At 40.3% G+C, this 11,221-nt stretch carries 11 protein-coding genes and 1 pseudogene; 6 read left to right on the top strand and 6 right to left on the bottom strand.

The window, feature by feature from the left end; translation table 11 throughout:
• Nucleotides 1-463 precede the first annotated feature (463 nt).
• A complete protein-coding gene (locus NJ959_RS18250) occupies nucleotides 464-697 on the bottom strand; it encodes a photosystem II protein, Psb35-related (RefSeq protein ID WP_254013166.1) in 234 nt (77 codons plus the stop codon).
• Nucleotides 698-1,035: 338 nt separating this feature from the next.
• Here NJ959_RS18250 and NJ959_RS18245 point away from each other — a divergent pair.
• The 5 genes and pseudogenes from NJ959_RS18245 to rpmF all read left to right on the top strand — a co-directional run.
• Nucleotides 1,036-1,152 (top strand): annotated as a pseudogene (locus tag NJ959_RS18245) (FAD-dependent oxidoreductase); the annotation flags it as partial.
• Between the two features lie 64 nt (nucleotides 1,153-1,216).
• A complete protein-coding gene (locus NJ959_RS18240; RefSeq protein ID WP_254013165.1) occupies nucleotides 1,217-1,876 on the top strand; it encodes a hypothetical protein in 660 nt (219 codons plus the stop codon).
• A gap of 61 nt (nucleotides 1,877-1,937) precedes the next feature.
• Complete coding sequence (locus tag NJ959_RS18235) at nucleotides 1,938-2,351, top strand: hypothetical protein (protein ID WP_254013164.1); 414 nt, start codon at nucleotides 1,938-1,940, stop codon at nucleotides 2,349-2,351.
• Nucleotides 2,352-2,513: 162 nt separating this feature from the next.
• Nucleotides 2,514-3,968, top strand: a complete 1,455-nt coding sequence (locus NJ959_RS18230) for a WD40 repeat domain-containing protein (protein WP_254013163.1) — start codon at nucleotides 2,514-2,516, stop codon at nucleotides 3,966-3,968.
• A gap of 258 nt (nucleotides 3,969-4,226) precedes the next feature.
• On the top strand, nucleotides 4,227-4,397 hold the full coding sequence (gene rpmF / locus NJ959_RS18225) for a 50S ribosomal protein L32 (RefSeq protein ID WP_254013162.1): 171 nt from the start codon (nucleotides 4,227-4,229) through the stop codon (nucleotides 4,395-4,397).
• 120 nt (nucleotides 4,398-4,517) lie between these two features.
• Here rpmF and NJ959_RS18220 read toward each other — a convergent pair whose 3' ends face one another.
• A complete protein-coding gene (locus tag NJ959_RS18220; protein WP_254013161.1) occupies nucleotides 4,518-4,931 on the bottom strand; it encodes a pentapeptide repeat-containing protein in 414 nt (137 codons plus the stop codon).
• A gap of 132 nt (nucleotides 4,932-5,063) precedes the next feature.
• Between NJ959_RS18220 and NJ959_RS18215 the strand changes: the two genes are divergently transcribed.
• Nucleotides 5,064-5,426, top strand: coding sequence for a DUF4342 domain-containing protein (locus NJ959_RS18215; RefSeq protein WP_254013160.1), 363 nt, complete (start codon nucleotides 5,064-5,066; stop codon nucleotides 5,424-5,426).
• 147 nt (nucleotides 5,427-5,573) lie between these two features.
• Here the strand turns inward: NJ959_RS18215 and NJ959_RS18210 are convergent, their stop codons facing one another.
• The 4 genes from NJ959_RS18210 to NJ959_RS18195 form a co-directional block, all read right to left on the bottom strand.
• Nucleotides 5,574-6,719 (bottom strand): GTPase domain-containing protein, encoded by a 1,146-nt coding sequence (locus tag NJ959_RS18210; protein ID WP_254013159.1) that lies wholly within the window; start codon nucleotides 6,717-6,719, stop codon nucleotides 5,574-5,576.
• Between the two features lie 753 nt (nucleotides 6,720-7,472).
• Nucleotides 7,473-8,861, bottom strand: coding sequence for a histidine--tRNA ligase (gene hisS, locus NJ959_RS18205; protein WP_254013158.1), 1,389 nt, complete (start codon nucleotides 8,859-8,861; stop codon nucleotides 7,473-7,475).
• 274 nt (nucleotides 8,862-9,135) lie between these two features.
• Nucleotides 9,136-10,128, bottom strand: a complete 993-nt coding sequence (locus NJ959_RS18200; RefSeq protein WP_254013157.1) for a J domain-containing protein — start codon at nucleotides 10,126-10,128, stop codon at nucleotides 9,136-9,138.
• A 166-nt stretch (nucleotides 10,129-10,294) separates the two neighbouring features.
• Nucleotides 10,295-11,068, bottom strand: coding sequence for an RRXRR domain-containing protein (locus tag NJ959_RS18195; protein WP_309242660.1), 774 nt, complete (start codon nucleotides 11,066-11,068; stop codon nucleotides 10,295-10,297).
• Nucleotides 11,069-11,221 lie beyond the last annotated feature (153 nt).

The raw sequence follows: 11,221 nt of genomic DNA, 5'->3' as shown, positions 1-11,221 counted from the left end.
TAATCTTTATTAAGATTAATTCTCAATACTTGACGAGATTGCGTCGTTTCAGCTACTATTGTCCAATAATCCAAAGGAGGGCTAATAACCTTTCGTAGATTTTACAGGTTATTGTGAACCACTTCAAGATTTTTCAAATCGAAATTGGTAATTATTCATGGTCTCATACCAAATAACCAATTACCAACAACAAATAACCAATAACCAGCAACCAAAAACAAATACCGCTGGAAGTTACTCCAACGGCGTTATCCAACTTTCTTTGATGAGATTTTGTTTCCTTCTCTAAGAATTCCCTCCCTGAATAAATATATTATTTTTACTTACTACTTAACCTAAGTTGCCACTTGCCTTTTCAAGCTGCTAATCGGAGAAGGCATAATCGCTCATCGCTAATGGTAGAACCAAAAAATTGACAACTAGCAATTAGCAATTAGCCATTAGACTTAACAACTTAAATTACTTATTCATTAGGTAAAAACTGGCTAGAGTAAGCATCTACAGGAAACGCCGGAGTACGGTTGGCGAAGTCAGTTTCCTTACCAGTAAAGGCTTTCGCTAGTTTCTCAAAGCCTTGGGAACGCCAATTGCGCTCGTGGATGGGTTTAGTTTGCTCGCCGAGGAAATATGCTTGAGTGCCGATAACCGCAGCCGCTACCCAACCGATAATAAATACAGAAATCAATGCTACTAACATGAAACTTGCTCCTAGTGGTTTGTAGTGGTTTGTTTAGTTTTGTTACTTCTCTATGTAAATAAATGTAACAAGAACTTGCCTAAAGTGTCAAGGTAGTGCAATCCGAGAGAAAAGGGGGGTTCTCCCTAATCCTCAGAGGGGGACAAGGAAGACAAGGAAGACAAGGAAGACAAGGAAGACAAGGAAGACAAGGAAGACAAGGGAGACAAGGGAGACAAGGGAGACAAGGGAGACAAGGGAGACAAGGGAGACAAGGAGGCTATTTTTCTTCTCCCCCTCTTCCCAACAGATATTCTTGAAGTGGGAGGATAGTTAGGGGAATTTGAGCGGCGGCAGAAATGGATTTTGATATCATCGTCATTGGTAGTGGGATTGGCGGATTAACCGCCGCCGCATTGCTAGCGCGTTACGGGAAGTGGGTGTTAGTATGCGAAAGTCATAGTATTCCCAGAGGCATCAAGTATTAAGGATGAAGTAAACAAATAGTTTCACCCACTCCCCACCCCCTATTTAAAGCAAATGAATTCTAAAGCATCAAACACCAACCCCCAAGAAATATCTGAACTAATTGCAGGTGTAGTCGATGCTGTTATCAGCCAAAATCACCAAACCCTCAATCAATTACTCAAGCAATTAGTTTACGATATACCAGCACAACAACCCAACGAATCCTTAAAAGCCCAAACGACAAAAACAATACTGATTGAAATTGCCACTAAACTGGAACAGATACTTGGAAGTATCACCCATCCAATAATGGCTTGGTTTGTAGTTTATGTTGGATTAGTTTCATCACCACCAGAAGCAATTCAATCAGTGCAAATGGTTTTAGATAGAGGATTTAAACCATTTGAAGATTTCTTTGTCGATCGTCAAGGCATTCATTTCTACGATTTGGGAACCTCTCCAGAAAAACTAGCAAGAATGCCAGAAAGATTATCTGAATTCACCCAAATGACTGTTCGGATTAATATCGCAGAAGTTAATCAAGTGATGGAAAGATTTGATGTGGCTGAAACCATGGCACGACAAATGTTACTGAACCTCAAGATATTGGAACAAAAAATGAATATCCCCCTCGAAGAATTATTGGGAGTCTTAGATTATAACGATGAATTAAAGCGACAAGTCATGGAATCAGATTTAACTAAAAGCGATAAAAATGGCTTTGGCATGTAGTAATCCCAAAAATCATTCCCTTAACCCACCATTTAACTCAATAACAGGAGATTAACCAAAAGTGAACGAGCAACCCCAGGATCAAATAGCCGAAATGAAAGCAGCTATCGCACAAATTCTACCCTTAACCCAAAGAGTAGCTCAATTAGAAGAAACTAGCCAACAAATTAACCCGCAAACTCAGGAAGAGATTGAACAATTAAAACAATACCTAGTAGAAGTTATCAAAGCCGTCAACCTCTTAACTCAAAGAGTAGCTAAACTGCAAGAAACTTACCAAGGAGAAAGTAACAATACAGAATCAAGTAAAAAAACATGGGGTACAGAAACTTGGAAAGATCAGATTGAGAAGAATAAACGTGGAATTGAACATCGTATAAACACAGCTCAAACTGATATTGATAAGGGTAAAAGAGACATTGAACAAGGAATGAAAAAACTAGGAGAATCTCTCAATAACCTATTCAAACCCTAAAGCAACTTACACAAAGTATAGACAAAATTTGTGTAACCCACCATAAACCAACAAAAACCCTTTGCGTACCTTTGCGTTTACCTTTGCGCCCTACTCTGGCGAGAAGCCGCTGCGCGTCTATGCGTTAAAAAAAAATATTATGCCAATCCCGACAAACATGATATGACTAACCCCCACTGGCTAGAAACTACCGAATACATCTCCCTCGCGGCTTCAACATTAGGCACAATAGTAGCCACATCAAGCCAACAGGTAATCTACGCAGCACTTCCCCTAAGTATATCCATCAGCTTAAATCTAGCCAATCGTCAGCGACTATACCAATTAAATCAAAAACAAATAGAAACAGCGATCGCGCAATTCCAGCAACGAATTACAGAATTAGAATCAATCGCAGGAAACAGCGATCGCAAAATTAGCGAAATAAACGATACCATATCCCAACTCCAAATACCCCCACAACAACAACTCAGCCAGAATAGCCCAGTAATTCAGCTTCCTCCACAGACATTACCCGAAACTTTTGTACCTCCATCTCAGCCAGTTTCAACAGCAGAATCATATAACTGGCAACCTGTCAATACTATTACAGTAAATTCAGATGAAATCACAGCACTAGCAATTAGCTCGGATGGACAAATAATAGCCACTAACGGTCTAGACTACAGTATCAAAATATGGGATATTAGTACTGGAGCGGAAAAACTGACACTTAAGGGACATTGCGATCGCATTCTTGCCATTAGCATTAGTCCTGATGGTAAAATTATGGCTAGCAGTAGTGCCGATAAAACTATTAAATTGTGGGATATTAAAACGGAGAGGGAAACAGGGGAATATTTTATAACTTCGCTGTCAGATTCAGATCCCCCTAAATCCCCCTTAAAAAGGGGGACTTTAAATAATTTCTCCCCCCTTAATAAGGGGGGTTGGGGGGTATCTCCAAATTTACCAACAAACCCTAAAACTATTCAAGGAAATTTATACTATTTTCTTACAATTGCTTTCAGCCCCGATAGCATGACTATCGCCACTGGTAGCGCCGACTGTACTATTAAATTATGGGATATAAAAACCCTTGCTCAAAAGCGTATCCTGAAAGGGCATAGAGAAAAAGTTCAGGCAGTAGCTTTTTCCCCTGATGGAGAAACTCTTGCTAGTGGAAGTTGGGATAGTACCATAAAAATATGGGATATTAGTCCAAATCCGCAAAAAGATACTATCACCCTCAACGGGCATCGAGGTGTAGTCAATTCTATTGCCTTTAATCCCGATGGCAAACTCCTAGTTAGTGGCAGCGCTGATAATACGATCAAGCTATGGGATATTAGTACAGGAGAAGAGATTTATAGTACGATCGAACATCAAGATGAAGTTCTTGCCGTTGCTTTCAGTCCCGATGGTGCTATTATTGCTAGTGGCAGTTGCGATGGCTCTGGCAGGCGTTGCGATCGCAAAATTAAATTATGGCATCTCCATGGAGATTTTACTTCCACCTTACCAGATCGTTCTGAACCTGTAAAATCTGTTATTTTCAGTTCAGATGGGCAACTATTAGTCAGCGGAAGTTCCGATAAAACTATCAAGATTTGGCGGTTTGACAATCCCCAGCCCTAAAGGGAGCAGAAAAACCAAATACAATCGTCGCTGCCACAGATAAAGGAGCGACCTACTGAGTTAATCGGGGGAATATTTGAGTTTGCATATTTGAAATCTACACAAAAATTACAGTAATTTTCAGGTACGTGAGGTACAAAGAAACCCGGTTTCTGGGGTGTACTCGATCGACCCCCATCCCCTTATCCCCCCGATAGGGCTGAACCCACCTCAATGACATAGAATAGGAAGGCTGTCCAAAATTCAGGAATAACACTCATGGCGGTTCCCAAGAAGAAAACATCAAAGTCAAAACGAAACAAACGCAAAGCCACCTGGAAGGGCAAAGCGGCACTAGCGGCTAGAAAAGCCCTCTCCCTAGGTAAAGCAGTTTTGAGCGGACGTTCCACCTTTGTCTACCCGACAGAGGAAGACGAAGGCGAAGAGTAAAAATCCGCCCACAGCAGCACTTCAATATTGCAAAAAATGCTAATTGCTAATTGCTAATTGCTAATTGTTTAATTTTCCCACTCTACCATTAGCCATTAGCTATTAGCTACTAGCAACTTACTAACAACCTTCCTCAGAAATCGAACCATCTGGCATCGTTGCACCACAGAGATTCGCACGTTTGAGTTTAGCATCTTCCAGATTTGTCAATCTCAGATAAGTATTACTGAGATTAGCACCTCTAAGATCGGCACCACTCAAGTCAGCACGTCTAAGATCAGCTTCTGTAAGATCCGCACCTCTGAGATCAGCTTCCCGCAAATCTGAATCTCTGAGATCGGCAAATCGGAGGTTAGCATCTTTGAGGTTAGCACTTCTGAGGTCACATCCTTGACATGCCCTCGTTTCCAGCAGTTGCCTCATATTGTCGGAGTTTTCAGCTAGAATCGGACTAGCCAACCAAAATGGACATAGAAGAAAAGCCGCCGCTAGAATCCTGAGTTTCATCGCTGTATCAACTACTGATGAAGGCATTTTGCCAGTTTAAGCGATCGCAACATCAACGGCAATCTCTTGGGCGATAAGCCTCCCAGATTCCATCTGAAAGATTCTTGCTAACCTAAAACTAGCAACAGCATCAGAAGATCATCTAGCCAGGAGTAGCCAATGAACGAACCAGCTAATCGTCCACAAGATAACCAAAATTGGGTTGAACGGGAATCAAGGAGTGTTGAAGTTGAAACCAATCCCGTAGCACCGGAAGTTGAAAACAAGGTAAAGGTTGGTGTAGAAGAATTTAATATTAGCGGGGAACACCTACTTACTAAAGTCAAAGAACTTATCCATCAGGGTAACATTCGTCGCATTCTGATCAAAACGGAAGACAATCGGACATTGATTGAAATTCCTTTGACTGTTGGTGCGATTGGAGGAGCGATTGGTGTAACATTATTTCCCCTCATTGCCGCAGTTGGTGCAATCGGCGCATTAGTCGCTCGCTTAAAATTAGTTATCGAGAGACGGGAATAGTTATTTGTTGTTGGTTATTTGTTTTTAGTTGTTTGTTTTTATATTGGTTGGGTGTAAAAAATAACAACTAACAATCAACCACTAACAACCAACAACCAACAACCAACCACTAACAACCAACCACTAACAACCAACAACAAATAACAATTAAACAACAAATGGTTCGATCGTATTCTTCAAAAATCTTAGATCTCCTAACTGTCTTGCCTTCAAGGTTTTAAACGTATCTTCTGCACGTTTTTTGTATGGTCTAAATTTGAACTGAAGTCGCTGATTACCCGGCAAAGTAACTCCGCTTGCTAATAGTGAATTAACGGTGGATAACATGGCTAAAGTAATAGTCATCGCCTTAATACCTGATGATTCAATATTCACCAACCCTGCTGAGGGTAATAACGAAGAGATAAACAAGACAAAATCTTTATGATTTTCTACTGCGGCAAAATCGGATAAGATTGCAATAGCATATTTCAGAGAAATAATTTGACCCGTATACAGATAGTACAGTGACACGAGAGCGGCTGTTTGTGTAGCAGTGATATAGGCAATATTTTCAGGAAGGAAGGCTTGAATCGCAACTGAAATCAACGCCTTCGCTATGATATTTTTGGCATGGGATTTTTTCTGACTAATATGACGAGCCATTAGCAAAGTTTTGCCCTTAGCATCTAAAACATTTTCGATATCCTGCCGCAATAGGTAAAGATGCTGAAGAGCAAGCTGATGATCCGAAGTCGTTTTGGACTGATATCTAGATGTAGAGATGGGATAGATTGTTTCAATCTTAAGAGTATTATGCCAATCTCCTCTTACTTTTTCTACAGATGAAGGCTCTAATCCATCCCAGTTATCGATTTTATTCAAAACGACAAAAATGGAGTCACAGTGGTTTTTTAGAGCATCAAGCTGTTGTTGGTAAGAATCATCAGCATCTCCATTTACAACCAGAATACCTATATCAATTGGCTTGAATAATTCTCTTGTCAGGTGGCTGATATTTTCCTGAAAATTATCAAATCCTAATGATTCAATAATCTTTACTCGCTTGTCGAGCTTCAAGATTTTGAGATCTGGATTGACTTCAATACAAGTGCCTGCTTCAATACCTGGATTTTGGTGATTACGCTTCAGCAAAGCATTAATCAGCGAACTTTTTCCAACTCCTTTTTTACCAATAACAGCGATATTTAGAGTTTTGGAGAAATCTTGGACTATCTCCTGAAATTGATTTTCTACAGCTTCAAAGAAGCTAATCTCATTCCGATTCCGAATCTCAAGTCTTGTATGGAGCATATACTTGCTTGCGAATGTGAAGTCTTGTCCTGAACTCAGTTAGTACTTAAATAGGTTTGGTAGCGTCGAACACTCTTGAATGGTCGTACTTAAGTCCTAATATAGTTTCGGAACTATACTGGTTATTGTCTCCTTTCGCCCTCTGTTATCGCTTCAGCAATATGTCTCAACTTTTCTAAGCCAATTAGCTGATATGCAGTTGGCTTCTTTCGGCTTATAATTCCCCTTCTCTCTTTCTCCATGGCTGTTTCAGAGATATGGACGGAATGCGATCGCACTTGATAATTATTTCGGAATAATTAAGTTTGTTAAGAAACGTTAACAAACTTAATTATTAATTAATATAGTGTGGCAACTCACAAACAAAATGGTATTTTGGTGGTTTGGAGTGCTATAAAACTAAAATCTTGCACGATTGAGCAGAATTAAACCTAAAACTCACAAGAGCTAAGAAACCCGGTTTCTATACCCACCCTATAACTCAAAACTCTCTTCCCCCCATTCCCCATTCCCAGATGAAGGCTGAAGGATGAAGGCTGAAGACTTTCTTGAATACTATTGGTGATAGGTTGAAGTACTCGATAGTAAATCAACTTGTAGTCATGTAAAGATTTTCATTGATGCTGGAAAGTCTTATCCAGTAATGCTTTCAGCCGGAAGTACCCTGCCAATCGGGGTAACTTCCGTTTATACTTCATCCTTCATACTTCATCCTTCATACTTCATACTTCATCCTTCATCCTTCATACTTCCCTATTCCAATTGCTTCTTCACTTCCACAGCCAACTGATCGAGTGCCACTTCTATCTGTGCGCCTGTTTTCATATTCTTGAGAGCGCATTTTTGCAATTCTGCCTCTTGGGAGCCAATAATGACACAAAGAGGAATTCCTCGTTTATCTGCCTGCTGCAACTGTTTGCCCATCCCACGCTCTTCAAAGCTGGTAATAGTATTAATCCCCACCTGACGTAATTTCTGAGATACTTCCAGATAAAGAGGCATTAAATCACCTTGCATATTCACCACCATTACCTGAGCTGGTGTGGGAGAAAATGACTGAAGAATACCAGCTTTAATCAGGCGACTCATCAATCGCGTCAAACCGATAGAAATGCCAACCCCCGGCATTTTCTCACCCACAAACATCCCCACTAATTCTTCGTAACGTCCCCCAGAGCAAATACTACCCAATGCCTCATGTCCAATTAGGGTTGTCTCATACACTGTTCCAGTATAATAGTCCAAGCCGCGAGCAATAGATAAATCAATAGTAAATAAATCCTCTCTCACTCCCAAATTACGGACACCATTAATAACCGTTTCTAGTTCAACAATACCACTATTCAGTATTTGAGTATCAGAATTATTTTCAACGATTGCCTTTAACTTAATCAGAACATCATCCACAGTACCACGAATCTTGGTAAATTCTAATACTTGTGCCACCTGCCCATCAGACAATCCTTCTGCAATTAAAGACTTCTCAACCTTAACTTCACCAATCTTTTCAGCAGCATCAATAATCCGAATACAAGGTACAATCTGGCTCTCAGCTAAACTAATAGACTGAAAGAAACCAGTCAGTACTTTGCGATTATTAATCCGAATTAAAAAAGCGCCAATATTAATAGATTGAAATATTTCCGCAATAATTGCCGGGATTTGAGCATCATACAACAAACTCAAATTTCCCCTACCTACAACATCAATATCGCATTGCCGAAATTGACGGTATCGTCCATCTTTTGCCCTTTCTCCCCGAAAAACCATATCCATTTGATAACGGGCAAACGGAAACTGAAGTTCATTGAGATGACGGGCAATATAAGCAGCCAAAGGCACAGTTTGATCGAATTTCAAAGCCCTTTCTTCCGAGCCACTTTCCCCCGCATTATCCTTTTCGACTTGACGATTAGGAGGGAGAATCGGAGACAAACCATAAATAATATTATCCCCTTGATTTCCCTTAGCTTGTAATACCTCCAAACGCTCAACCGCTGGCGTTTCAATTGGTGCGAATCCATAGCGCTCGAAAACTTGGCGAATCTTATCGATTAAATACATCTCCAAGCGCTTCTCTCCAGGGAGAAACTCTGGGAATCCACTTGGGCAAGAAAAGTTAGTTTTGTCAGCTTTTGCCATTCTTGATGCCATATTATATTGGAAATTACAATAAGTATAAGGTTTAATGACCAGTTACATCTACAAAACCGATCCAGTATTTACCCCTCTGGGTAAAAAACCGATTTATTTCAATTACTCACCCGTGCCCTAGAAGCCGATCTATTTCTTCGTGTCTTCGTGTCTTGGTGGTTCATTAAATAGCTATCGAACCGAGTATGGACAGAAAATATTACTATTTTCTCAAACAAAAACCAGGTTTTCGGGATTACTGAATCGGTATTATAGAAGTAGGTCACTTTTTCTTACCACCGCCAAACAAACCCCCCAAAAAGCCACCGCTACTTGATTGATCTGATGATTTGCCTTGAGACTTAGAGGAATCCCTCGATTGTCCATCTTGATGACCTTGCTTATCCAGAAATTGTTTACCCTTTAATGCTATTTCGTCATTGGCATTCAATTCCAATGCTTTATTAATGTGAACTCTTGCCATTGATACTTGCTTTTGCTGCAAATAAGCTATCCCTAGCAAACCATGACACTTACTATTAGTTTGATCCATCTTAAGAGCTTCTCGCAACTCTAAAATTGCTCCAGCAGAATTGTTCTTCTCCAAATATCCTTCCGCTCGCTTGATATATGTATCTGCCCTCGATACTTCACCAGAAGTGTTAGATAATCCTGATTTCGCACCTGTTTTACCCGTTGGAGTGCTGCCAGGATTAGTAGGAGTTTTTGGATCGACTCCAGTGGCAGGTTTGGTTTCACCCTTACTTGTCCCGATCGGAGATCTACCACCAGATTGACTACTTTTCCCTTTCAGCATCAGGTAAACTAGATTCAATTCACTGATTTCAGCAATTTTATCTAAAACGCGATCGAGGGATTCGTATTGAGTGGATGCTAAGGCTTTCAATCCAGTTTTGTAAAAATTGTCAAAATTTGCACCAGATTTAGCCAATTGTTTAGCTGATTCGCTAGAAATTGACACTTTCCCACCTTCTGCTATGATACGTTTACCCAAATGTCCTAAACTAACCATATATTCGCGATTACTCCGCGATAGCTGTTCGTAGGCAGGATTAACTAGCTTGGTTAACAACATGTTTGCCTGTTGTTTCTCTGCTTCGTTGTTGGATTTGGAACTATCAGGATGGAGAAGGCGAGCAATTTTGAGATACTGTTTGCGGACTTCCTTGACATCCGCATCAACTGACACTCCTAAAACGGCGTGGTAGTCGGTGAAATCAAATTTGAATAGTCCGCGATCGATTTGAAAAGACATAGGGCGCTGTCCAGTTTCTGTGCCAAAATAATTGTGGGTGGTATGCCTCGGATTGAGAATCGTTGATACCTTTTTAACTATTGTATAAAATCATCTGTCTTCCCCGCGAGTGACTCCCACCATAACTGTACTCCGTTTGGTGGTGAGAGGAAACGGGGGGCATAATCTACGCAATATATCCATAACCATCCTTTTTGTGAATGTGTTTGCAGTATTTGTGACTAATTCCCTGGACTAATCCTTTTTTGGTTGAAATATTAAAGCTGCCACTTGAACGAGTAGCGATTCTACCTAGATATCTACCTACTTTTTTACCCTTAGTAACTACTGCTTTAACAATGTCTCCAGTTTGAAAACCAAAGTGAAGCTTATTTCTCTTAACATAGCGACTAGGGAACCCAAATTTATCAGTACGACAGGATTGTCTTGAACCATAGCCTGATGCTGTAATCAATAAAGGTTTAATGCCTTTAATAATTAACTTGGGAGTAGAAATTCCCACACAGGCAGCATCTAACCAGTGGGTTTTTTCTAGGTTTTGTTGACTACGATTAAATTTAGTTAATCCACCTGATCCCGTTTCAACTGGTAATCCCGTAGTTTTTAGGACGAATAGTAATGCCAACCTAGTTGTATTTACAGCGGCGGCATCTGCTAAGGGTTGTTTGGCTTGTTTCAGAAGTTTTTCTAACCTTGTTGGGTCTTTTTTGAGAAAATCTTTAACATCCCTAGTACCCTTCTTTATATTACACTTTTGACAGCTTAAAGTCAAATTAGTAATTGAAACGGTAGAATCAGGATGTGATTCTTTAAGAATTAAGGTAAAGGGGAACCGTCTAAATATAGCGGCTTTTTTATGACTTAATAGTTGTCTGGCATGTCCTGGATGGATTGGGTTTAATGGTCGAAAATCTTGGTCGATTACTAGTATTTTGGACATAATGTCCCTCCAATTGCTTGGGTAAGGTTAGCCTGGACAATGATTTAAAGGCTTTTTACGTCAACAACACTGGTTTCAAACGGCAGTTGCTTTAAGCAGGGGAACCCGTCCAACGCACTGCCTCCCCAATATACCTGTTTAATTGTTGACCTC

The sequence above is a fragment of the Limnofasciculus baicalensis BBK-W-15 genome (genome assembly GCF_024178385.1).
In the GTDB taxonomy this organism is placed as follows: Bacteria; Cyanobacteriota; Cyanobacteriia; order Cyanobacteriales; family Coleofasciculaceae; genus Limnofasciculus; species Limnofasciculus baicalensis.
The sequence above is the reverse complement of the archived record's forward strand: the minus strand, read 5'-3'. Positions and strand labels throughout refer to the sequence as shown.

Excerpts from the sequence above, each read along its gene's own strand:
- NJ959_RS18200 (WP_254013157.1), bottom strand. The coding sequence starts at position 10,128 with ATGTCTTTTCAAATCGATCGCGGACTATTCAAATTTGATTTCACCGAC.
- NJ959_RS18230 (WP_254013163.1), top strand. The coding sequence starts at position 2,514 with ATGACTAACCCCCACTGGCTAGAAACTACCGAATACATCTCCCTCGCG.
- NJ959_RS18220 (WP_254013161.1), bottom strand. The coding sequence starts at position 4,931 with ATGCCTTCATCAGTAGTTGATACAGCGATGAAACTCAGGATTCTAGCG.
- hisS (WP_254013158.1), bottom strand. The coding sequence starts at position 8,861 with ATGGCAAAAGCTGACAAAACTAACTTTTCTTGCCCAAGTGGATTCCCA.
- rpmF (WP_254013162.1), top strand. The coding sequence starts at position 4,227 with ATGGCGGTTCCCAAGAAGAAAACATCAAAGTCAAAACGAAACAAACGC.
- NJ959_RS18240 (WP_254013165.1), top strand. The coding sequence starts at position 1,217 with ATGAATTCTAAAGCATCAAACACCAACCCCCAAGAAATATCTGAACTA.
- NJ959_RS18210 (WP_254013159.1), bottom strand. The coding sequence starts at position 6,719 with ATGCTCCATACAAGACTTGAGATTCGGAATCGGAATGAGATTAGCTTC.
- NJ959_RS18250 (WP_254013166.1), bottom strand. The coding sequence starts at position 697 with ATGTTAGTAGCATTGATTTCTGTATTTATTATCGGTTGGGTAGCGGCT.
- NJ959_RS18215 (WP_254013160.1), top strand. The coding sequence starts at position 5,064 with ATGAACGAACCAGCTAATCGTCCACAAGATAACCAAAATTGGGTTGAA.
- NJ959_RS18195 (WP_309242660.1), bottom strand. The coding sequence starts at position 11,068 with ATGTCCAAAATACTAGTAATCGACCAAGATTTTCGACCATTAAACCCA.